Raw genomic sequence first — 21,226 nt, forward strand, 5'->3', positions numbered from 1 at the left:
ACACCCACCCCCCATCCCTGCACACCCGGCCTCACAAGCCCACCCCTTACGACGCCGGCCCTCGCCATCCGCGCGATACCAGCGCATCGCGAATCTTCTTTTCAGCGCTACCCCAGCCACCTTTCATCTGGACAAGGGAGAACCGCAGCACGATCCATCCGTTGGCGCGTAACCGGTCGTCCCGCTCTATGTCTTTGCCCCACTGGACGGGGTCGGATCTGTGGTGGTCGCCCTCGTATTCGAGTGCGATTTTGTACTCCTTGTATTGAAGGTCGGGTGTGGACATGTACCTGCCTAGATCGTCGAAGATTGGCAGGGTCACTGCCGGCTCCGGCAGTCCGGCGTCGACGATTTTCACCCGCAATCGCGACTCTTGGGGTGAGTCCACACCTTCACGCAACAGCGGCAGTATCTCCCGAGCCATTCGAATACCTTTGACCTTTGGACGCCGATCGATGACCTCTTGAATGGCCGCGATCGAGGACAGCGGGCTCTCACGGGCAAGTAGGGAGTCACCGGCCGCAACCAGAGACCCCCGCCCCATATGCCGGGCCAGATCCACCCAAGTCCACTCGGGGGACGTGAGATGAACGCCATTGACCAGACGAACATCCCTGGCTAACAGCGGTGCCCTGTGACCAATCACTCCCCGACGTTTGACCCGGCCGATCTCCTGTCTCCGAGTCACATGGATCAGCCCATTGGTGCCTTCTTCTTCCAGATATTTGGGAAGCGGCATCGACCAGAGAAGTGCCGCTGTCACGTGGCTCGCGGCACAGCGCGGAGTGATCGCCGTGTGCAGCCTGCCGAGAAGCTCAAGATTGCGATCATCACTTCGGGCAAGCCGAATTCCTCGACTGGGAGTAACGAATTCCTTTGACTGCAGTCGCCCGCGCGGCACACCGGCGGCGTAGGCATCAGCTACAAGGAAGCCATTGGGGTCCAGGCCCGACGGCAGAGGAGTTGGTTTCGGCATTGGACCATGCTCGCCGGTATCGACGGGCCGTGTTTGGTTATCCACAAAATGGTCTTGTCCGTGCTTGTGACTTCTCCTCCACACACTGCTTGGGGCCGCGTTGTGGGGCCTGCTATGCATGGAAAACGACCATCGAACCCTGCGGAGCGGGCCCCACAACGAAGGGGGCGGGCCTCACAACGAAGGGGGGGTGCCCCACAACGAGGGGGGTGGCCCCCCAAGTAGGGTTGGTCCATGGAAGCGTCCACCTCCGTAGTCCTCGTTGCCGACATAGGAAAGAGTCGGTGCCGCGTCGAGCTGCGCAGGGGCAACGATCTGCTCGCGGCAGCGGACCAGCACGGCTTCCCCGGCGTGCACGTAGACCAAGGGCCCACCCTCGCGTTCGACCTCCTGCTCAAGACAGTGGCTTTGCTGGCGCCCGCACTCCCCCTCAACAGCCTCGCGACGATAGGCGCCGGGGTGGCCGGCGTCGAAGCTTCCACTGAAAATTCCCGCGAATTGGCTGCCCTTCTAGCCCACCATTTCCGCGTTCCAGCTGCCGTGCTCTCCGACGCCACCGCCGCCCAGTTGGGTGCATTCGACGGCGGGACCGGGACCGTTTTGATCATCGGCACAGGCGCTGTGGCCTTCCGCTTCGACGAGGCCGGCCTCCTCCACCGGGCCGACGGCTGGGGCCCCTACCTTGGCGATCGCGGCAGCGGCCGGTGGATTGGTCAGCAAGGTCTCCAAGCAGTTTTGGAAGCGCACGACGGCGGTCCCGCCACCTCCCTCACGGCTGCGGCCGGCGCTTTGGTCGAGTCGCCGGACATGCTCCCGGGTTGGCTTGCTGCACACGAGAACCCTTACCGCGCGATGGCCCGATTCGCACCCCAGGTGCTGCACGCAGCGGAGGCGGGTGACGGCGTCTCGCGTGACATCATCGGCGAGGCGTGCAGGATCCTGACCCGCACGGTTCAAAGAGCGTGCGGCAACCAAGAAAGCCCGGGACGCGTGGCCCTGCTGGGCGGTGTGGCGGGCTCGGAGTTCTTTGCCGGGCTCTTGCTGAACTCGCTCTCTTCGGCTGGGATTGAGGTGGTGACCCCGCTGGGCGATGGCTTGGACGGTGCTGCCCTCGCAGCGGTGCGCCGCGGGCTCATCCACGAAAGGTATATCCACCGTGACGGAGCGACCGGAACCAACTGACGCGGACAAACTCGCGGATCTCCGCACCGTCCTGGCCGGTCTGCAGACCGAAGCCACCGCCGAGGGGCTGGACGGCCTGGACACCTTTGGCACGGAAAAGCTGGTCGCGACCATGCTTTCCCACAGTGCAGGAGTGCACGCCGCCGTTGCGGCTGCTGCTCCCGCGATCGTTGAAACGGTCGACGCCGTTGCGGAGCGGCTGGGGCGCGGCGGACGCCTGATCTACATGGGTGCGGGAACGGCCGGCCGTCTGGGAGTGCTGGACGCGAGCGAATGCCCGCCCACCTTCGGCACTCCGCCGGGTCTCGTCGTTGGGCTCATCGCGGGCGGGGCCCAAGCGATCCAAAAACCCGTGGAGTACGCGGAGGACAACGCAACCGCCGGGGCTCGGGACCTGCACGATATCAACGTCACTGAAGCGGACGCCGTCGTGGGTATCACTGCCTCCGGAAGGACGCCGTACGTGATCGGTGCGCTGGAGGAGGCCCGTAAACGGGGCGCGTTCACGGCGTCGTTGGCGTGCAACAAGGGCTCGGCCGTCGGGCACCTGGCCGATGTTGCCATCGACGTTGAGGTGGGCCCGGAGTTCATTGCGGGATCCACCAGGCTGAACTCGGGCACCGCGCAGAAACTGGTCCTGAACATGATCAGCACGTTGACCATGGTGAAGCTGGGCAAGACGTACGGGAACCTCATGGTGGATTTGCGCGCCACGAATGAGAAGTTGCTGGCCCGCTCCCAGCGGACCGTGCAGCACGCCACGGGAGTCTCAGCGCAAGAAGCTGCCGCGGCTCTGGACTCCGTCGGGGGCTCGGTGAAGGCGGCGATTTTGGTGCTGCTCACCGGCATCGACCCCTCCGCAGCAAAGGCCGCGCTCGACGACGCCGGTGGTTTCCTGCGAAGGGCGATCGAAAACCGGAAGTAGGGCATGCTGCGGACCGCATAAAGTTGCATGCAGGAGGCCCAATGAATACATACACAGCCGTGCCGAGCGGCGAACAAGTGGTGCAGGAATTGCCGTGGCGGTGGAAGGTCCAAGGCAGGATCTTCGTGATCGGCGGCTTGGGGTTCATGTTCGATGCTTGGGATGTGACGCTCAACGGCATCCTGATTCCGTTGCTGTCCAAGCACTGGTCCCTGCAACCGGCCGACGCTGCGTGGATCGGCACGGCCAACCTGATCGGCATGGCGGTGGGCGCGTTTGCGTGGGGCACTATCGCTGACACCATTGGGCGCAAGAAGGCGTTCAGCGCCACCCTCCTGATCTTCAGCATCTTCACCGTCCTGGGCGCCTTCTCGCCCGACGTCGTCTGGTTTTGCATCTTCCGCTTTGTGGCCGGTTTCGGTTTGGGCGGATGCATTCCCGTGGATTACGCCTTGGTGGGTGAGTTCACGCCCCGCAAGCAAAGGGGCAAAGTCCTCACCGCCATGGACGGCTGGTGGCCCGTGGGCGCTGCCTTGTGCGGCTTCCTGTCAGCGTGGTTCGTCGCTGCGTTTGCAGACTGGCGGTTGACGATGCTGGTCATGGTGGTGCCGGCACTGCTCGTCTTCTGGATCCGCCGGAGCGTGCCTGAATCCCCGATGTTCCTGATCCGGAAAGGACGGCGTGCTGAAGCGGCGGCCGTCATCGACGATTTGGTGGCCGCCACCGGCATGGAACCGCGGGCTTACCGGTTGCCCGCGGCCCAGGCCGCGCCACGGCTGTCCGCTGGAAGCATTTGGAAGCAGCTGCGGCTCATCTGGCAGTTCGACTGGAAGATTACGACAGCGGCCTGGGCTTTGTTCTTCTCCGTGCTGCTGGTTTATTACGTGTCCCTGACCTGGATGCCCCGGATTCTCATTGGAGCCGGCTTCGAGGAGTACAAGGCGTTCCTCACGACGGCGGGAATGGCCGCCGTCGGGCTTCTGGGCGTGGTGGCTGCGGCGCTGCTGGTGGAGCGCGTAGGCCGCAAGTGGATCCTCGCCGTGACCGGCCCGCTGTCCGCGCTGACGCTCGTGATCGTGGCATTCGTGGTGGACGTACCGGCCGCCGCGGTGTTCTGGCTGCTGGTGTTCGGCTTTGTGGTGCAGGTGGCGATTCCGGTGCTCTACGCGTACGTGTCCGAGCTCTACCCCACTGAGTTGCGGGGGTCCGGCTTCGGATGGGCCTCCAGCTTCTCCCGCATCGGAGCGGGCTTTGGGCCCTTGGTGTTCGCATCATTCTTCTGGCCTGAGTTCGGTCTGGCCCAGTCCTTCGCGATGGCCGGTGGCCTGGTGTTGCTCTCCGTGCTGTGGATGGCTTTCATGGCGCCGGAGACCAAGCAGCGCGTCCTCGCCTGACGCCGCCCCTCCCCCAACTAGCGGCCCCCAACTAGGGGACAGTTCCTGCTCCACTCAGGGCTCAGAGCGGCGTTATCTGTCCCCTAGTTGGGCGACCACCCGCGTTGCTCCAGCGCACGCCTCACCTTGGCCACCGCCGTGATTGCGCCGGTGCTCATATGGCGCTTTGAGATGCGCACAAGGTTCCAGCCCGCGCGGCTGTAGTCTTCCTCGCGGGCAATGTCCCTGACCACCTGCGCGGGGTCCGAGTGGCCCTCGCCCTCATATTCGACGCCGACCCGCCACTCGCGGTAACCAAGGTCTGGTTGACGTACGACGCCGGGACTCAACACCGTGCGCACGTTGACCTCCGGGGTGGGAAGCCCAGCCCGCCCAAGCGCCAGCCTCAGTCGAGTTTCGGGAGCAGAGTCGGCGCCCACCACCGCCTGCTCCAAGGCGAGGCGGGCCTTGCGGATACCTGGTGTCCCCCAGTGCCGGTCCAGCATCTCTTCAAGGTCATCCATGGTGCAGTATGGCTCGGATCGGTTTTCGAATTCCAGCCTCGGAACACGGAGCAAATGATCGGCCACGACAGTGATCTCGTCGATGTCCATCTTCCGGGAGCAGTCCAGCCATGTCCGGGCCCTACTGGTTACGAAGAGTCCGTTCAGCGTAGTGATTTCGTCCGCGAAGAACTGCCCCTTGTGCGCAGTGACGCCTTTGCGGCGAGGTCTCCCCATGGTGTCGGGCCGCGAAATGTGGATACTCGTCTCGTGACTCCCAGGCAGGAATCCGGGAAACTCCCAGAGCAGGAATGCCGTTGCATGTGACGCAGCTGAGAACGGAGTAACCAGGGTCAGAGGCCGGGCACGATCGGCAACCGTCAGGTCGTCCACTATTCTAGGCATGCGGATCTGACGGCTTGGCGAGGCCAGATCTCTGTAGCGTAGGCGCCCAGCTGTGACGCCGGCGTCGAGCGCTTCCTGGACAATGAAGGGCTTCATAGCCAGGTTTGCGGGCAGCGGCCGTGCGATCTTCATGGGCCCATGCTGGCAAAATCAACGGCCGTGCGTTCTGTTATCCACAGGCCCGGGCGCGCAACGCCCAACTAGGGGACAGCTCCGGGCCCTCTGAGGGCTCAGGGCGACGTTATCTGTCCCCTAGTTGGGAGCCGGGGTGGATTGGGAGGCGGCCAGGGACGCCAGGGTCTGGACCAAGAGGCGCCGCTCCACTATCTTGATGCGCTCGTGCAGGCTCTCCTCGGTATCAGAGGGAAGAACAGCCACGGCTTCCTGGGCGATGATCGGCCCGGTGTCCACTCCGGCGTCGGCCCAGTGAACGGTACACCCAGTGACCTTGACGCCGTACGCCATGGCGTCACGAACCCCGTGGGCGCCGGGGAACGACGGGAGCAGGGCCGGGTGCGTGTTGACGTATTTGCCGCCGAAGGCGTCGATGAAGTCCGCGCTGACAATGCGCATGAACCCTGAGGAGACCACGACGTCGGGCTGGTAGGAGAGGACCTTGTCCCGCAGCGCTGCATCCCACTCAGCGCGGGTCTGGAAGGAGTTGAAGTTGACCACGAACGTTTCGATCCCGGCCTCTTCGGAGCGCTCTACCCCGTAGGTATCGGGGCGATCCGCTCCCACGGCGGCAATCTCGACATCCAGTTCACCCGACTTCACGGCGTCGATGACAGCCTGGAGGTTGGAGCCGGTACCGGAGACGAGGACAACAATTCGCATTGCACTAGCTTATGGCCGGCTCGCGTAGGCTGGAAAACATGAATTCCGACGCCGGCCCCAAGCGGAGCAAACAACCGTACAGTGAGGCCGAGAAAGCCGCTTTTGGCGTGACCCAGATGTTGTTCCGCGCCTTCTTGCTGGCCGCTTTGGGATCCTTCTTCGTGTTCTCCCTGAACGTGAACTACGTGTGGCTGAGCGCTTTGCTGACGGTGATCGGTTTGGTGCTTGGAGTGGTTGTCCTGGTGCGGACTGTGAAGTTCAGGCACCCGCGGCTGGTGTTGTTCGGCACCATTTCCGGGCTCATCGTCACCGCCGTCATGTGCCTCCTGATCCTCACCACCACCCTGTTCTTCACGCAGGTCAGCACCTACCAGGCTTGTTCACGGGCCGCATTGACGGAATCCGCCAAGACGCAGTGCCTCACCCAGTTGGAAAAATCGATGCCGGCTGCCCTGCGCTAGGCGTGTTCGTCGTCGTAAACTGCGTGGTCCAGGTCCGCTTCGCGCAGCTTCTGCCGACGTTCCAGCCACGGCCCCACCGCATAACCGATCACGACGCCGATACCCACTTCCGTGGCCAGCCAGAGTGCCGTCCTGATCGGGTCGGGGCCGATTTCCGTGAGCCGCCCAATGCCGGCCGAACCGCGTGAAATCCACACCACAACGCCGCAGAGGGCACCGGCGATCGCGCCCACCAACGCCCCGAGGAACAGCGTGGACACGGCTGCCGTGAACCAACGGGCCTTGATTTTGATGGACAGCCATTCGTCAAAGTGGTTCTCGCCTGCGCGCAGGAACCACCAACCCGCAAGGATGCCAGCGACCACCGGAAGCGCAAGCGCCATCGGTCCGGCGTCGAGCTGTCCGGCGGGAAGCGCACCGAAGATGGGGACGGCCGGGAGGGGCCCGACGGCGGTGCCAAGCGGACCCACGTGCGAACCGACGCCCAAGGAAAACCCCGCACCGGAGGACCAGGCAAGGGCGAAAAAGACCAGGTTCGGCAGGAAGCCCAGCTGCGCGATGGTCAGCACCGCACCGCCCATGGCACCGGCTTTGAGCCCTTCGTAGACGGCGATGATATCCGTCCAGTGCATCACGATGGTCACGGCCAACAACACAGCGGCCAGGCAGACAGAGGCGACGGCGGCAACGAAACCTGCTTTGATGGCCGACCCCACGTAGGATCCGGCCCAGCGAGAGTGTTGGCTGGTGCGCGCGAGCCACGTGACGGCGTCGACCCCGATGAGGCGGCTCCACGAGCCCGCTTCACGTCGCGCTCCAACCACTATCCCCAAGCCGAAGGGAATCAGTGGGATGGTCATGGCGAACCAGAGGTTGATCACAACTTCGGGTGTCCGGCAGACGAAGCCGGTGGCTATCCCGAACGCGCCATACACCAGGAGGGCTCCCAGGAATGCCTGCCACAGCTGGTCCGTGTAGGACGCGCGGGCCAGGCGACGGCCCGTCCGCCATGCCAGCAGAAATGGAATCAGTGTCAGGCCCAGCGGGATCAGGGACAGAATTCCTGATCCGTGTTGGGCCACGGTGCCTGGGTTGACCTGTGCCAGGTTCAAGGAAACGCCGTGGATCAGGAGCCACGCTTGGCCGGCCAGGCGGGCCAGGAAATCCACGTTGCGGTTCTGGAAACCGTCGGTTGCCCAGACGCCCAGCAGTGGAAGCACCACCACAATGGCTGAGATGAATGCTGCTTGCACCGCTTCCAAACCACCCTGTAGCCAAAGGGGCATCGGGAGGCCACGGTTTCCGGTCTGATCAGCGCGCAGTTTCATCGTGATCTATCGTGCCACGGAGCGCAGCCCTCCCCCGGCAGGCGCCCCTGGGCTGACCCGAAATTCAGCGCTTTTTGCGGTGCCCCGCCGTAAGATGGGAGGTGTTCCCAGGGGGATGCGCAGGCGTTGAAGGCCCGGAAATTAATCGAAGCCGGGAACTAGGAGCGGCCAATGGACAGGTGTCACAACGCATAACAGAAAGTCGTACTAGCAGCTGGTGCAGCCGCCCTTCGAATTCATTCGACCGGCTGCACCAGCCTTCTTTTTTGCCTCCTTGCAAGAGCCTTCGGACGAACCGGCACAAATGACGCACAAACGTGCTGGACTTAGCAGCTCCCTCAGAACAAGACTGTGTACACGAGCAACCACTTGGCCTATTGGGGGTCAACCAGTGTGGGCGGTTCACTTTCTGAAGGGACAGGTCGATGCAAGACCTTGCTGCATTCTTTCCACTGATCGCCATGATTCTCGGCGTCCTGTTTGTTATCGGTTTCGTGTGGGTGGCCACCAAGGCAATGTGGAAGGTAGCCGAGCCCAACGAGGCATTGATCATCTCGGGCCTGACACGCGGCACACTTGAAAACACCGATGGCATGGACTTCAAGATTGTCACCGGGAAGGGCGCACTGGTGGTTCCGGGACTTCAGACAGTGCGCACCCTCGCGCTGACGCTGAACGAGACAGAGCTCAAAGTTTCCTGTGTGACCTCCCAAGGCATCCAGGTGATCGTTGATGGCGTGGTGATCTACAAAATCGGCGATGCTCCACCGTTCATTGCCAACGCGGCGCGGCGGTTCCTCGGCCAGCAGCCCCGGATGGAAAGCCAGGTGTACAACGTCTTTGAAGGGCACCTGCGTTCGATCATCGGCAGCATGACCGTGGAGGAGATTATCCGGGAGCGGGACAAGCTTGCCTCACTGGTGCGGAGCGCCAGCGGCGTGGAGATGGAGAAGCTCGGCCTGGTGGTTGATTCCCTGCAAATCAAGGATTTGCAGGATCCCACCGGCTATATCCAGAACCTCGCCAAGCCACACATTGCGCAGGTCAAGATGGAAGCCCGGATCGCCGAGGCCACCCGGAACCGCGAAGCTGCGGAAAAGGAAGCAGAAGCTGCGGCGCTGATCGCCGATGCCCAGAGCCTTTCGGCCATCAAGCAATCCGCGGCCCAGGCCAACGCCGAGCAGGCTCGCGCTAACGCCGCCCAAGCGGGGCCTTTGGCCGATGCCACCGCCCGCCAGCAAGTGGTGGTCCAGGAAACGGAAGTGGCCAAACTCGAGGCCGACCGCGAAGAGCAGAAACTACAGACCACCATCCGCAAGCCCGCGGACGCGAAGGCCTACGCCCAGCGGACGGAAGCCGAAGCCAAAAAGGCAGCGGATATCAGTGCTGCGGAAGCACTGGCCAGGCGTACCGAGCTTGACGCCCAGGCCAATGCGCGGCGCGTTGAACTCGAAGCCCAAGCGAATGCAGGCGCGGCGGCAGCAATGGCTGGTGCCACTCGCCTGACGGGTGAAGCCGAGGCAGCGGCGACGACGGCGCGTGGCAACGCTGCCGCTTCGGCGGTGAAGGCCAAGGCGCTGGCTGAAGCCGAGGGCATCAAGGCTCGTGGTGAAGCCTTGGAGACCAACCAGGATGCTGTGATCTCCCAGCAGATCGCAGAGAACATGCCAGCGATCGTTTCCGCCGCGGCCGAACCTTTCTCCCGCATCGGGCAGCTCACGGTGCTCAACGGCGGCGATGGCCTGAACAGCATGGTGGGTGGAATCTTGTCGCAGGTCGGTAGCTTCCTGCCCTCCCTGGCGTCGGCGTTGCGCGGAAAGGAAGCGCCTCCGCCGTCGAAAGCTCCCAATGCATAAGGACGTCAACCGCAGCCTGACCGGAAAAATCGGCCGGGTGACCGGCACCATCGCACCTGGCACCATAGGCGAGGTCATGCTCCCCTTCCAAGGAGGGACGAGTGCGTTCTTCGCCCACCCGTTCGACAAGACGAGTGTGTTCCCGGTGGGCGAGAAAGTGTTGGTGATCTACTACGAGCCGCCCCAGACGGTGTATGTGGATGAGTTGCCCGAGGTTTTAAGGGAGTAGGAGCTTCATCGAGGGGCGAGCTCTCGGCACTTTGGGATGCTTATTCCCTCGAGATCTCGCCCCTCGGTGGTGTGCAACTCATAGTTGCGGGCCGTAGATGAACTCCTTGGCATGGTTGACGGCCTTCTTGAAGGCATCGTTGCGCAGGGTCACATGCTCTTGGCTTGCCCCGCTTCGGGGTTCCATGAATGTTGTGGGCCCGGGGCGGAGCATCCAGATATCCCCTGCGGGCGGAAGGTAGAACACGCCAAACGATCGGTGTTCCGGGTCGTCCGCCCAGATCGGCACTACCGCCACCGCCGCTCCCGTGTCCGGGTTGATCCATTGCGCCCGCGGCATGGGTTGCTCGTGGACCTCGGGATCCAGGAACGGCGCCGTCCCCCTCCCCCAGCGCTTCTCGAACCGTTCGTAAAACGCAGGAATGATGTGGCCGTCGTAGGGACGCCATGCGCTCATGAATGACTCCTTGGTGTTCGGGTGTTGTAAGACGGCGGAGCCCAACGCGGCGGGCCGAAGGATAGGGGCGGCTGGTCCGGATTGCCGGGGGCGGGCGGCGTTGTCCGGTGAACGCGAACCCTCACAGGCGTCCCGGCAGTCCGAGCAGGCAGGCCAGAGCGCGCGAGGTCATAAGCCGCCCGCTTCCTCGGGTCCGACAAAACGCCGTACGCCTGCATGATGGCGTGCAGTTGCTGGACGTCGGCCGCGGAAAGTGCGCCGCCGTCGTCGTCAGCTTGGCGTGTGTCCGGGTGATGGGTGCGGAGCAGCGAGCGGTACGCGTGGGTAATCTCACGGGCGGTCGCGTCGGGGGCCACCTGCAGGATCGCGTAGTGATCGGGTTGGTTGCTCACTGTTGTTTCCGTGCGTTTGCTTCCGGTGCGGGTAGGGGTTTGAGATGGCCCCCGGCGTGAGCCGAGGGCCATCCATCGGGAAGCAACGTCGGGGGCCGCGTTTTCTTTGCGCAAGATGCGCTGTGGGGTGGCACGAAGCCTGCGCCCAACTTTTCCGATGCGGTCGGTCTGATGCTCCCGGTCCTGCCGGACTAGGCGTTGATCTCCTGCCTTTGTCCGTTCGACGTGATTTCGATACGCCGCGGCTTGGCTTTCTCTGCAACGGGGATGCGAAGGGTCAGCACGCCGGCGTCGTAGCTGGCCTTGACGCCGTCGGTATCCAGCGTGTCGCCCAGGATCAGTTGCCGGCTGAAGACGCCCTGGGGGCGTTCGGCGGCGATCATTTCCGTGTTCTCGCCAGCTGGCGACTTCCGCTCCGCCTTGACCGTCAGGACGTTACGTTCGACGTCGAGGTCGACGGAATCGGGGCTGACACCGGGCAGATCAAACGCGACAACGAATTCTTCGCCCTCCTGCCAAGCGTCCATGGGCATGCCCGCCGGGCGTGCTGTTGTGCCAAAAACCTGTTGGGCGAGCCGGTCGAAATCGCGGAACGGGTCAGTGCGCATCAGCATTTTGTTCTCACTCCTTTGATCGTGATGCTGATCTGTTGTTCGTACCAGCCTTCCGGTGGATCTGTGTTGGCTGGTATAGATTTTTTATAGCACTGGTGAGAGAGTGGTGCAAGTGGATTTTCCGAAGATTTTTGAGGGGGTTTGATGGCTGGTTCTGGCGGCTCAGGTGCAGTGGAGCACGACGGCGGAAGGGACGTTCGCGAACGGGACGCGATGGGCGTTTACGCCATTTCCGTTGCAGCGGAACTGGTCGGTACCGGGCAACAGAACATCCGGCAGTACGAACGCAGAGGCTTGCTCACTCCGGAAAGGACCGACGGCGGCACTCGCCGCTACAGTGAGTCGGACCTCGCGACTTTGCGCCGAATCGGAGCGCTCCTGGATGAAGGGCTCAACCTGGCCGGGGTGAAACTCGTGCTCGAGCTGGAGGCGGAAAACCGTGGGCTGACCGAGGACAACCGGGGGTTGGCGGACGACAACCGCGAACTCCGGGCGGATAACAAGGGGCTGCGGAGGGATCTGAAGCGGGCGCGCACCCGCAGCGACCGGGAAGGCTAAGTCCTAGCCCCTGCTGTGCTCAAGCTATTCGGGCTCCCGCAGGTGGATCTGCCATGGTAAGCCCAACCCCCACCTGTTAACCAACTCTTCCTCCACAGGCCACCGGATCGAACCCGCACCGCCAACCGCCCCGACCACCGTTGAAGGCGTGAGGATCGCAATCGTCGCCGAATCATTCCTGCCACTGATGAATGGGGTAACCCACTCGATACTGCGGGTGCTGGAGCATCTGCAGGAGCGCGGGGATGAGGTGATGGTGATCGCGCCGTCGACGTCGGACACTGATGTTTCGAGCGTCGAGAAAGGTGCCTATGTGCACCGGCTTCCCTCGGTGCCGCTGGCCGGTTACACGAATGTGCGGGTTGCGCTGGGTGGTGTGAATCGGGTCAAGCGAATCCTTGCCGATTTCTCGCCCGACGTCGTGCATCTCGCTTCACCATTCGTCCTCGGCTGGCGCGCGGTGCAGGCCGCGCATCAACTCGGCATCCCGAGCGTGGCGATCTACCAAACCGAGGTTCCCAGCTACGCGGCCCGCTACGGCGTGCCATTCCTGGAGAACTGGGCCTGGAACCGTGTGGACAACATCCATCTCCTCGCCACCCGAACCCTGGTGCCGTCCACATTCGCGCTGAACCAGTTGCGCGGACGCGGCATCCTGCGCGTGGACATGTGGCGGCGCGGTGTGGATACCGCACGCTTCAACCCCGCGAAACGTTCGACGACGTGGCGCAGCTCAGTAGCGCCGCGCGGTCAACGGATCATCGGCTACGTCGGCCGCCTCGCCGTCGAAAAGCAGGTGGAGGACCTCGCAGTGCTGGCCGATCTGCCGAACACCAAGCTCGTGATCGTGGGCGACGGGCCGCAACGCTCGGCACTGGAGGCAGCGCTCCCTGACGCTGTGTTTATGGGATTCCTCGGCGCTGAGGCCCTGGCTGAGGCGGTGGCCTCCTTTGATCTTTTCGTCCATCCGGGCGAGTTCGAAACCTTCTGCCAAACCATCCAAGAAGCCATGGCGTCGGGCGTTCCCGTGGTAGCGACAGGCCGCGGCGGCCCCTTGGACCTCGTCGAAAATTCGCGCACCGGGTGGCTGTACGAGCCCGGGAATCTCGGCCAGCTTCACGACTACGTGCAGGACCTCATGGGCGACGACGCCAAGCGCCGAGCGTTCGCGACGGCGGCAACTGCGTCGGTCCAGGGGCGGACGTGGCCCGTGCTCAGCGCCGACCTGGTCCGGCATTACGAAGAAGTCATCGCTACTTTCGCGGCCGAATCCGACCCCACCGAACTTACCCCCAGCAAAGGACCCTCCTCATGAAGATTTCCGTGATTGGCTGCGGCTACCTCGGCGCCGTGCACGCCGCAACGCTCGCTTCCATGGGCCACACCGTGGTGGGGATCGACGTCGATTCCGTCAAGGTGGAACAGCTCAACAAGGCACTCGCACCTTTCCACGAACCCGGCCTGGACGAGTTGCTCCGGGATGGGCGCACTACGGGCAGGCTCGAATTCACCACGGATTTCTCGTTGGCCAGCGGGGCTGAGGTCCATTTCCTCTGCGTGGGCACCCCGCAGTCCAAGACCTCGGACACGGCGGACCTCTCCTATCTCGTCGGGGCTACGAGGAGCCTCCTGCCGCATCTGGCCGTCGGCGCCGCCGTCGTCGGAAAGTCAACGGTGCCGGTAGGCACGGTGGACAAGCTGCGAGATCTGCTGGCCAGGCGCTCGGACGTGCTGCTCGGCTGGAACCCTGAGTTCCTGCGCCAAGGCACTGCCGTCAAGGATTCCTTGGTTCCGGACCGGCTGGTCTACGGCGTTCCGGGCGGTAAGGGCGCCCCCGCCGGCGCTCCCATCACGGCCGTTTTGGATGCGGTGTACGAGCCGCTGATCAGCGCCGGCATCCCCCGGTTGGTGTGCAATTTCGCGACGGCGGAGCTGATCAAATCGGCGTCGAACGCTTTCCTGGCCACGAAGGTCAGTTTCATCAACGCGATGGCTGAGCTGTGCGACGCGTCGGGCGCGGACGTGAGTGAGCTGAGCGAGGCGATGGGCCTTGATCCGCGCATCGGGAACCGGTACCTGCACGCCGGGCTCGGGTTCGGCGGTGGCTGCCTGCCTAAGGACATCCGTTCATTCCGGGCCCAAGCGCGCGAGCTCTCGGTGCCGTCCGTGGATGAATGGATGGCGTTGGTTGATTCGGTGAACCTCGATCAACGGTCACGAACCGTGGAAATCGCCCGCGACATGTGCCGCGGATTCCTGTCCGGACGTACCGTGGCGGTGCTCGGCGCCGCGTTCAAACCGGACACCGACGACATCCGGGATTCGCCCGCGCTCGACGTCGCGCAACAACTCGCCGCAGCCGGCGCGCACGTCACCGTCACGGACCCCAAAGCCATCAACAACGCCTGGATCCGTTACCCGCAACTCCGCTTCGAGGCCTCCACCAAGCGCGCCCTCGAAGGAGCCGAACTGGTGCTGCTGCTCACCGAATGGAACGAATACGCCGCCCTGTCGCCTTCTGAGGCCGGGGCGCTCGTACGACGTCGAATGGTGCTGGACGCACGCAACGTCCTGGACGCCGAGGCCTGGCGAAATGCGGGGTGGACGGTTCGCGCATTAGGCGCGGGTAGCGGTGTGCTCGAGGAACGTACGCCAGAGGCACGGAGTGTGGAAAAGCGTGCTGCGCGGGCCTGAGACTTTGTAACACTAAATTCAAAGCGGACTTTTTTCGCCCCCAAGATTGCATCCGGTGTTATGGTCACACCACGCGCCTTCGCATGGCGCATTCAAAAGGGGGCAATACATTGAATTTAGGTTCCATTCGCGCTGTCAAAAATAGGCATTTCAAAGGCGCATCTCTCGGGACTCAGACCGGGACAATTGCAGGAACACTCGCCGTAGGATCGCTGCTCGTCCTGCTGACCGCTTGCGGACCCGGAACTGCAGGACAAGCCAGTTCCGTGAGCACCGCTGAGGGGACGCAGACAGCAACCGCGTCGCCGACCCCAACGCCCAGCAAGATCGCGGGCACTACCTGCACGTCGGAAAAAGTCACCCAAGTCAGTGTCGGCGAAACCTATGTCTGCACCGTGGATCAAGCAGGCAAGCTGACGTGGCTGGACTCAGCGGCCGCAACAAAGCTGACGGAAGAACGAGCCACTGCCGCGGCCACCAAAGCTGCTGCAGACAAAGCCGCCGCAGACAAGATCGCAGCAGACAAGGCAGCAGCAGACAAGGCTGCGGCCGATCAAGCGGCTGCGGCCCAAGCAGCAGCAGACAAGGCTGCGGCCGACCAGGCAGCGGCCGCCCAAGCTGCGGCCGATCAAGCCGCCGCAGCGCAAGCAGCGGCCCAGCAAGCAGCGGCGCAAAAGGCCGCAGCTCCGCCGGCCCAGAGCGGATGCGACCCCAACTATTCCGGGGCTTGCGTGCCCATAGCGTCGGATGTGGATTGCGCTGGAGGTAAAGGCAACGGTCCCGCATATGTCCGCGGCCCAGTGACGGTCATCGGCCGCGATATCTATGGACTCGATTCAGACGGCGATGGAATCGGCTGCGAGAAGTAATCACTCCGCTGGGACGGTCGTTGCTTCTGGTGCCGCGACCGTCCCAGCGAAACGTTAAGGCCGTCGCTGCGGCGCCTTTTTCGATACATACCTATCTGCGCCGCATTTGCACTTATCTTTCGTCGGGCACCACCTACGTCCTGCCGTACGGAACACCTAGTCTGCCTTTTTCAACCCCTAGTGCCCAAAACGGCGCATAGTCTCCTGTTGTGCCTCCGGGACGGGTTCCCGGTGTCCGGCGGGAATCCCCACCCGTCCTGATGTGGAGGCGCTACGGCACGGCTCCACCCACCTACCCCCAGGTGGAGTCGTGCCCATAAACCGTTCACTCAGTCACGGACAGCCGAAAGTTTGAGCCGCACGAACCGGTAGAGAATGCCCACAAGGAACATCAGGACACCCAGCGCGGCGGATAGGGGCGGCAGTGTTGCAACCAGAAGCACGCACGCTAGCGCGCCCGCCACCTGCAGCGCCTTGGGATAGCGCCGGTCCTCGCGCGGTTGGGTGAACGCTGCCACGTTAGCCACCAAGTAGTACAGCAGCACCCCGAACGAGGAGAACCCGATGGCCCCGCGAAGATCCGCCACAGAGATGATCACGCAGATGGCCACGGCGATCACGGTCTCCGCTCTGTGTGGCACCTTGTAGCGCGGGTGGACCGCGGCGAGCCAATTGGGGAGGTCGTGCTCGCGCGCCATGGCGAGACTGGTCCGGCCGAGGCCCGCGATCAGCGCCAGGAGAGCCCCGAGCGATGCCACCGCAGCTCCGACGCGGACCACGGGCGCGGCCCACCTCAGCGTCCCATTGTCGACGGCGGCCGCGAGCGGAGTCGCGTTGGCCGCCACGCCGTCGGGCCCTAATGCTGCCAAAACGGTCACCGAGACGACGGCGTACACCACGATCGTGATCCCCAAAGCAATGCCGATGGCCCTCGGAATCGTGCGGCGCGGATCCCGTACTTCTTCGCCCATGGTCGCGATCCGCGCATACCCTGCGAAGGCAAAGAACAGCAGCCCACCGGATTGCAGGATCCCGTACCAGCCGTGGGCCAGCAGCCCCTCCCCCGCGATATTGCCGAACTGCGGCCCGGAACTACCCCACACCGCAGCAACTGTGATGGCAAGCGCAGCCAGAACGGCCATCACCAAAATCCGGGTCAGGCCCGCCGTCCGAGTCACACCGTGATAGTTCACAGCGGTCAGAATCACGACGGCGGCTATCGCCACCGGGCGCTCCCACCCTTGCGGGGCTGCATAGGCGGCGAAGGTCATAGCCATGGCTGCTGCACTAGCCGTTTTGCCGATCACGAATCCCCAACCGGCTAGAAACCCGGGCCACTGGCCCAGTCGTTCGCGGCCGTACACGTAGGTGCCGCCCGACGTCGGATACGCGGCGGCCAGTTGAGCGGAGGATGTGGCATTGCAGAACGCGACGAAAGCTGCCACCACGAGGCCAATGAGGAGGCCTGATCCTGCGGCTGCCGCGGCCGGCGTGAATGCGGCGAACACTCCTGCGCCGATCATGGAACCGAGGCCGATGAGGGAGGCATCGAAGGTGCCGAGTCGTCGGGCCAAAGCCGGGGAACTGCTCACGAAAATCCTTCAGGCATCGAAGTATCAGGGCTGATGACGCGCGCGATCATCAGGGCGTAGTCCGAGCGTATCCCGTCTTACCGTGGCGGTAGCGAATTCCCGACGAGCATGAAGAGACTGCTACGGGATGTCGCGCCGGTCTTCCTCAACGCGTTTGAAATGTGGTTCTCCACGGTTCTCGCGCTAATTCCCAGATGTTCGCCAATCTCGACATTCGTTCGATGCCCCGCCAGGATGGCCACCTCAATTTCGCGTTCGGTCAGAGGCGTTGAGCGGAAGGAATTGAAGGAGAGCTGCTCATTTGCTGAGGGGAAACGTGCGGCGAACATTGACGAAGCCTGCGCCATGGCATCGGCGGCAGCGGTATCGCCGTCGATCACGTGGCGTCTCAATGCACCCCGGAGGAGCATGCCCACCTGGTAGGTGTCGCCGTCGGGTTGGTAGTGCTTCAGGAGGAGTCCAAGAAGCTGATGGTCTCCCTCCACCACGGCCCCTGCGATCGCCAAGAGTTGATCGTGAACGGTGATACCGCTCCCGCGAAGGGCTTTCTGCAAGAGGTCCAGGACGGGCCTGCCCGGGCACAGGCACGTGCACAGAAGCGCGGTCATCACCGCTTCGAGGACGTAACCGCTTTTGAGTTGACGCTTGACGAGCGCAGCAGCTTTGCGGTCAAACGTCGCGGGGTGCGCGCTGTTGTGGGCGATCAGCTGATAGGCACCTTTACCAGTACCCGGCAAGGGTCCGACGTCGGCAACGTCTGTTCGGGCCTGAGCGGCAATGGAGAGCGCAGGCGGAAGGGCGGTGGTGGTGTGACGCAGACCCGCTAGACGTAGCATGGCGTCGTACAGGGCGTCCACCACGAAGCCCGGACGGCCCATGGCGAAGACGCTGCTCATGAGGTACTCCGCTTCCTCGAAGTGACCGCGGTAGAGGAGACCGTGCACGGCGACATAGCTGCTGGTGATCACGCCGAATTGGTCCAGTTTCCTTTTGGCCTCGGCGCGCCAATCCAGCGCAAACACCAGTGATTCCTCGATCCGGCCCGCGGCGAACAGTGCGAAGCCCCGGATGAACGGACGCAACTGGGGAAAGGCGTCGTCCTCATCGCCCCCGTCCACGGATTGCAACGCAGCGGCTGGTTGAAAGCGGTACAACTCCAAGAGCCCGCGCACCAGATCGGTCATTCCCGACGACGGCGACGGGCCAGCGTTCGGGCTGATGCTCGGAGGGTTGGCCTGTGCAGGCAGCCGGCCGTGGGAGGCACCGATAAAAGTTATGGCGTTTTCAACTTCCTCCGCCTGTTGGGGGTTCTCTTCGGCAAAGGATCTGAGAAGGGCGACGGCCGCCGCCGGCCCTTCCCCTCCATGGATGGCAAGCATGGCCCTGGTGATGGTGATGAAAAGAAGATCAGCGGGATCGCCGCCTGTGGTGGCGGTTTCCGCGCACACACGGGCTGCCCTCGTAACGTTGACGGGGGCGCCCCAATAGACCCGGAGCAACGCCGCTGCGTTGGAGGCTGTCTTGTTGGATTCCCAGCGTTCGAAACGGAGCCGTTCCTTGGCAGCGTTGTGCTCGTGGATATGGCGGGCGGTGATGGCGTCGTCGTCGCCCTTTTCCATACGTAAGGAGGAGAGCGCGCGAGGCAAGTTGTCCGACGTCGAGGTGTTGGGGCGGGCCGTCTGTGCTGGTGCTTCCAGGAGGCCGGCTATTTTGCTGCGCAGCAAGTGTCTGTCGCGGAGCATTTTTTCGCCACGGAAGTAGTCGGCGATGACTGGAGGGCTGATGGCGGCGATGGTTCCATTGTGTTGGTCGTCCAGAACCGAGAGGAACTCGCGCCGCTCGAGGCTTTCCAAAACATCAGGTCGAACCACCCTCTGTAGGACGTCGACACGCGCGGTTCCAAGGATGGCCATAATGTGCAGGGCCTCGAATTCCTCGGGCGGCAGCTCGGCGAGCAGGGCCTCAAGCGTCCCGCTCAGGTGCTCGTTCCAGAGAGTCTCGGCAGCCATGTGCCATTGCCTGCCCTTCATGACCAGCAGCTCACTCAATGAAGCGGTCTCGGCGATCCGGGCGATAAGGCGGGGGTTGCCGGCAGACTTGGTGAGGATCCTGGCTGTCGTCTCGGCATCTGTGGGCGCACCGAGCACTTGGGCGAGGAGGGTGTGCACCTGTTCGTAGTGGAGCGGGTCCAATTGCAGGAGCGCCTCGCGGCCAATGTTGAGCACGGCAAGCTGTCCCCTGGAGTAGGCCAGCGTTTTGGGAGCCGTCGCAATCATGGGACAGTCGGACCTCCGCCTGACTGCTTCCAAAACCGCCAGTGATTCGTTGTCCACCAAATGGAGATCATCCACCACCAGCACGTGTTTTCCGGCCTTTGCCAACTGGCTGGCCAAAACGTCGGCAATGTCGAAGACTCCCCCGCGGCCGGGACGCAGCTCTAGACCAAGGCCTTTGATGGCGGAGTACGGTAGGGCCCGGTGGGTGCGGAGTCCGGCTATGAAGTGGACATCCACGCCGGTCTTCTCCAGATTAGAGATCACGTTGCGCACCACTGTGCTCTTGCCACTGCCGGGCGCGCCCACAACCCGGACACCGATGCCGCGTGCGACAAAGTCGAGGATTCGTTGAACCTCTGAATCGAACACTCGGCCCAACCTTCTGTTTCTGGGGATCACCGGCATGCGGCTCACTTCGCAGACTAGAACGCGGCAATGGGACTAGGTGTGAAAACGGCCTTGCACAGGCCGAATATGGCTTCTCTAGGTGGGGATTTGGGCAAATCTAGGTGCTCAGAAGCGACGTCTAGGTGGTGGGCGCGCTTTTCATGTGGAGTGGACTGGGTGCTCGAGCGGTTCATCGGGATCCCTTTGCCGTAGTGAGTGCTTGCTTCCACGCTACGGAGGGGCTGGGATAAATTACACGGGTGTAATTCGCTATGTGGATATGTGTTCGATAGACTTCTCAAGCACTAGAACATATCTTCTAACACGGGGCAGACAAAAAACAGGACCGGTCAATGACCGATCCTGTTTTTTAGCTATCCGAAGCTTAGAGAGCCTGGATGTTTACAGCCTGGGGACCCTTGGGGCCCTGCTCAACATCGAAGGAAACCTTCTGGTTCTCTTCGAGGGAGCGGTAGCCGCCCGAGTTGATAGCGGAGTAGTGAGCGAAAACGTCCTGGCTGCCATCTTCAGGAGAGATGAAGCCGAAGCCCTTTTCGGAGTTGAACCATTTCACGGTACCTGTAGCCATTTTTTTCAGTCCTAACTGAAGGTGGAGATGCTCCCGACTTTCGGGTCTCCGGTGTGGGGTGTTCTCCACCGTTACTTCAGAACATCGCAATCCGGAAGGACTGCGGGGACTGCCTGAACTACCAAATGCCAAACACAACAACAGTCTCAAGTGTACAGAGATTTAAGGAGATGGGAAGCGCCAGTCACACTTCTTCTCAAATTTATCCATTTGAGGGAACGCCCCGAAGCCAACCGGCCCCCTACCTTGCGGCACTCCCACGCCGTATGCTGCAGGCAGACCGCACCGCCCACTACTCCGCGGAAAGGAGTGCCATGCAGATGCCCAAGCCGTCCGACGCCGACAAGGAACGCTTTAGGTCGGTGGTCCCGGATCATCCGGAGGTCGTCGTGAAACCGATGTTCGGCAACCTGGGTGCCTTCGTCAACGGCAACATGTTCGCAGGACTGTTCGGCCCCACCATTGGCGTCCGACTCTCAGAGGAGGACAAGTCCGAGCTCGAGTCAGCACACACAACGCAGCCCTTCGGCCCCGAAGAACGTCCAATGGGCGGCTACGTCGGCCTCCCCGAAGAGTGGAACGACGATCCCTCGCAAGCCGAGCCCTGGGTTGCCAAAGCCTTCGCCCACATTGCCCAGATGCCGCCCAAAGAGCCGAAGCCCCGGGCAAGAAAGAAATAAACGGGGGAACCCGACTCGCCACGAGTTACAGACGTCCGGTCCGG

At 63.0% G+C, this 21,226-nt stretch carries 21 protein-coding genes; 11 read left to right on the forward strand and 10 right to left on the reverse strand.

Annotated elements, in window-relative coordinates:
* Positions 1 to 46: 46 nt before the first annotated feature.
* Entirely contained in the window at positions 47 to 976 is a 930-nt protein-coding gene (locus SB659_RS03890) for an endonuclease domain-containing protein (RefSeq protein WP_410549546.1), read from the reverse strand.
* A gap of 234 nt (positions 977 to 1,210) precedes the next feature.
* Here SB659_RS03890 and SB659_RS03895 point away from each other — a divergent pair, with 234 nt between their 5' ends.
* From SB659_RS03895 to SB659_RS03905, 3 genes are read left to right on the forward strand one after another with little or no spacing between them, the layout of a single operon-like run.
* Positions 1,211 to 2,158 carry an N-acetylglucosamine kinase gene (locus SB659_RS03895; RefSeq protein ID WP_410549547.1) on the forward strand — a complete coding sequence of 316 codons (948 nt, stop codon included), beginning with the start codon at positions 1,211 to 1,213 and terminating at the stop codon, positions 2,156 to 2,158.
* Positions 2,133 to 3,083, forward strand: coding sequence for an N-acetylmuramic acid 6-phosphate etherase (gene murQ, locus SB659_RS03900; RefSeq protein WP_410549548.1), 951 nt, complete (start codon positions 2,133 to 2,135; stop codon positions 3,081 to 3,083). Before SB659_RS03895 ends, murQ begins: the two co-directional genes overlap by 26 nt.
* Before the next feature lie 41 nt (positions 3,084 to 3,124).
* Positions 3,125 to 4,477, forward strand: coding sequence for an MFS transporter (locus tag SB659_RS03905; RefSeq protein ID WP_410549549.1), 1,353 nt, complete (start codon positions 3,125 to 3,127; stop codon positions 4,475 to 4,477).
* Positions 4,478 to 4,560: 83 nt separating this feature from the next.
* On the opposite strand, the gene SB659_RS03910 is transcribed toward SB659_RS03905, so the two are convergent.
* Positions 4,561 to 5,496, reverse strand: a complete 936-nt coding sequence (locus tag SB659_RS03910; protein ID WP_284974291.1) for a hypothetical protein — start codon at positions 5,494 to 5,496, stop codon at positions 4,561 to 4,563.
* 120 nt (positions 5,497 to 5,616) lie between these two features.
* Positions 5,617 to 6,201 (reverse strand): phosphoribosylglycinamide formyltransferase, encoded by a 585-nt coding sequence (gene purN / locus SB659_RS03915; RefSeq protein WP_410549550.1) that lies wholly within the window; start codon positions 6,199 to 6,201, stop codon positions 5,617 to 5,619.
* Between the two features lie 11 nt (positions 6,202 to 6,212).
* Here purN and SB659_RS03920 point away from each other — a divergent pair, with 11 nt between their 5' ends.
* Positions 6,213 to 6,662, forward strand: a complete 450-nt coding sequence (locus SB659_RS03920) for a hypothetical protein (RefSeq protein ID WP_410549551.1) — start codon at positions 6,213 to 6,215, stop codon at positions 6,660 to 6,662.
* On the opposite strand, the gene SB659_RS03925 is transcribed toward SB659_RS03920, so the two are convergent.
* Positions 6,659 to 7,990, reverse strand: a complete 1,332-nt coding sequence (locus tag SB659_RS03925; protein ID WP_410549552.1) for a DUF6350 family protein — start codon at positions 7,988 to 7,990, stop codon at positions 6,659 to 6,661. The genes SB659_RS03920 and SB659_RS03925 overlap by 4 nt on opposite strands.
* Before the next feature lie 425 nt (positions 7,991 to 8,415).
* Between SB659_RS03925 and SB659_RS03930 the strand changes: the two genes are divergently transcribed.
* Positions 8,416 to 9,846 carry a flotillin family protein gene (locus SB659_RS03930; RefSeq protein ID WP_410549553.1) on the forward strand — a complete coding sequence of 477 codons (1,431 nt, stop codon included), beginning with the start codon at positions 8,416 to 8,418 and terminating at the stop codon, positions 9,844 to 9,846.
* Positions 9,839 to 10,075: a hypothetical protein gene (locus SB659_RS03935; RefSeq protein ID WP_284977610.1), complete on the forward strand. Its 237-nt coding sequence runs from the start codon at positions 9,839 to 9,841 to the stop codon at positions 10,073 to 10,075. Before SB659_RS03930 ends, SB659_RS03935 begins: the two co-directional genes overlap by 8 nt.
* A gap of 78 nt (positions 10,076 to 10,153) precedes the next feature.
* On the opposite strand, the gene SB659_RS03940 is transcribed toward SB659_RS03935, so the two are convergent.
* From SB659_RS03940 to SB659_RS03950, 3 genes are all read right to left on the reverse strand, one after another.
* Positions 10,154 to 10,531: a hypothetical protein gene (locus SB659_RS03940; RefSeq protein WP_284977609.1), complete on the reverse strand. Its 378-nt coding sequence runs from the start codon at positions 10,529 to 10,531 to the stop codon at positions 10,154 to 10,156.
* Entirely contained in the window at positions 10,528 to 10,923 is a 396-nt protein-coding gene (locus tag SB659_RS03945; protein ID WP_410549554.1) for a J domain-containing protein, read from the reverse strand. The genes SB659_RS03940 and SB659_RS03945 overlap by 4 nt, the downstream gene beginning before the upstream one ends.
* Positions 10,924 to 11,114: 191 nt before the next feature.
* Positions 11,115 to 11,537, reverse strand: a complete 423-nt coding sequence (locus SB659_RS03950; protein WP_410549555.1) for an Hsp20/alpha crystallin family protein — start codon at positions 11,535 to 11,537, stop codon at positions 11,115 to 11,117.
* A 144-nt stretch (positions 11,538 to 11,681) separates the two neighbouring features.
* Here SB659_RS03950 and SB659_RS03955 point away from each other — a divergent pair, with 144 nt between their 5' ends.
* The 4 genes from SB659_RS03955 to SB659_RS03970 all read left to right on the forward strand — a co-directional run bounded on the left by SB659_RS03955 (position 11,682) and on the right by SB659_RS03970 (position 15,658).
* Positions 11,682 to 12,095: a MerR family transcriptional regulator gene (locus SB659_RS03955; RefSeq protein WP_410549556.1), complete on the forward strand. Its 414-nt coding sequence runs from the start codon at positions 11,682 to 11,684 to the stop codon at positions 12,093 to 12,095.
* A 148-nt stretch (positions 12,096 to 12,243) separates the two neighbouring features.
* Complete coding sequence (locus SB659_RS03960) at positions 12,244 to 13,410, forward strand: glycosyltransferase family 4 protein (RefSeq protein WP_410549557.1); 1,167 nt, start codon at positions 12,244 to 12,246, stop codon at positions 13,408 to 13,410.
* Positions 13,407 to 14,789 carry a UDP-glucose dehydrogenase family protein gene (locus SB659_RS03965; RefSeq protein WP_410549558.1) on the forward strand — a complete coding sequence of 461 codons (1,383 nt, stop codon included), beginning with the start codon at positions 13,407 to 13,409 and terminating at the stop codon, positions 14,787 to 14,789. The genes SB659_RS03960 and SB659_RS03965 overlap by 4 nt, the downstream gene beginning before the upstream one ends.
* 266 nt (positions 14,790 to 15,055) lie before the next feature.
* Positions 15,056 to 15,658: a hypothetical protein gene (locus tag SB659_RS03970; protein WP_410549559.1), complete on the forward strand. Its 603-nt coding sequence runs from the start codon at positions 15,056 to 15,058 to the stop codon at positions 15,656 to 15,658.
* A 329-nt stretch (positions 15,659 to 15,987) separates the two neighbouring features.
* Here the strand turns inward: SB659_RS03970 and SB659_RS03975 are convergent, their stop codons facing one another.
* From SB659_RS03975 to SB659_RS03985, 3 genes are all read right to left on the reverse strand, one after another.
* Entirely contained in the window at positions 15,988 to 17,250 is a 1,263-nt protein-coding gene (locus SB659_RS03975) for an APC family permease (RefSeq protein ID WP_410549560.1), read from the reverse strand.
* A gap of 77 nt (positions 17,251 to 17,327) precedes the next feature.
* A complete protein-coding gene (locus tag SB659_RS03980) occupies positions 17,328 to 19,895 on the reverse strand; it encodes a LuxR C-terminal-related transcriptional regulator (protein ID WP_410549561.1) in 2,568 nt (855 codons plus the stop codon).
* A gap of 403 nt (positions 19,896 to 20,298) precedes the next feature.
* Positions 20,299 to 20,502 carry a cold-shock protein gene (locus SB659_RS03985; RefSeq protein ID WP_284974272.1) on the reverse strand — a complete coding sequence of 68 codons (204 nt, stop codon included), beginning with the start codon at positions 20,500 to 20,502 and terminating at the stop codon, positions 20,299 to 20,301.
* Positions 20,503 to 20,816: 314 nt separating this feature from the next.
* Between SB659_RS03985 and SB659_RS03990 the strand changes: the two genes are divergently transcribed.
* Positions 20,817 to 21,182, forward strand: a complete 366-nt coding sequence (locus SB659_RS03990; RefSeq protein ID WP_284974271.1) for a TfoX/Sxy family protein — start codon at positions 20,817 to 20,819, stop codon at positions 21,180 to 21,182.
* Positions 21,183 to 21,226 lie beyond the last annotated feature (44 nt).

Source organism: Arthrobacter sp. SIMBA_036 (assembly GCF_046535135.1).
Lineage (GTDB): Bacteria > Actinomycetota > Actinomycetes > Actinomycetales > Micrococcaceae > Arthrobacter.

Excerpts from the sequence above, each read along its gene's own strand:
- SB659_RS03895 (WP_410549547.1), top strand. The coding sequence starts at position 1,211 with ATGGAAGCGTCCACCTCCGTAGTCCTCGTTGCCGACATAGGAAAGAGT.
- SB659_RS03905 (WP_410549549.1), top strand. The coding sequence starts at position 3,125 with ATGAATACATACACAGCCGTGCCGAGCGGCGAACAAGTGGTGCAGGAA.
- SB659_RS03940 (WP_284977609.1), bottom strand. The coding sequence starts at position 10,531 with ATGAGCGCATGGCGTCCCTACGACGGCCACATCATTCCTGCGTTTTAC.
- SB659_RS03925 (WP_410549552.1), bottom strand. The coding sequence starts at position 7,990 with ATGAAACTGCGCGCTGATCAGACCGGAAACCGTGGCCTCCCGATGCCC.
- SB659_RS03920 (WP_410549551.1), top strand. The coding sequence starts at position 6,213 with ATGGCCGGCTCGCGTAGGCTGGAAAACATGAATTCCGACGCCGGCCCC.
- SB659_RS03955 (WP_410549556.1), top strand. The coding sequence starts at position 11,682 with ATGGCTGGTTCTGGCGGCTCAGGTGCAGTGGAGCACGACGGCGGAAGG.
- SB659_RS03935 (WP_284977610.1), top strand. The coding sequence starts at position 9,839 with ATGCATAAGGACGTCAACCGCAGCCTGACCGGAAAAATCGGCCGGGTG.
- SB659_RS03990 (WP_284974271.1), top strand. The coding sequence starts at position 20,817 with ATGCAGATGCCCAAGCCGTCCGACGCCGACAAGGAACGCTTTAGGTCG.
- SB659_RS03965 (WP_410549558.1), top strand. The coding sequence starts at position 13,407 with ATGAAGATTTCCGTGATTGGCTGCGGCTACCTCGGCGCCGTGCACGCC.
- SB659_RS03950 (WP_410549555.1), bottom strand. The coding sequence starts at position 11,537 with ATGCTGATGCGCACTGACCCGTTCCGCGATTTCGACCGGCTCGCCCAA.
- SB659_RS03930 (WP_410549553.1), top strand. The coding sequence starts at position 8,416 with ATGCAAGACCTTGCTGCATTCTTTCCACTGATCGCCATGATTCTCGGC.
- purN (WP_410549550.1), bottom strand. The coding sequence starts at position 6,201 with ATGCGAATTGTTGTCCTCGTCTCCGGTACCGGCTCCAACCTCCAGGCT.
- SB659_RS03910 (WP_284974291.1), bottom strand. The coding sequence starts at position 5,496 with ATGAAGATCGCACGGCCGCTGCCCGCAAACCTGGCTATGAAGCCCTTC.
- SB659_RS03890 (WP_410549546.1), bottom strand. The coding sequence starts at position 976 with ATGCCGAAACCAACTCCTCTGCCGTCGGGCCTGGACCCCAATGGCTTC.
- SB659_RS03985 (WP_284974272.1), bottom strand. The coding sequence starts at position 20,502 with ATGGCTACAGGTACCGTGAAATGGTTCAACTCCGAAAAGGGCTTCGGC.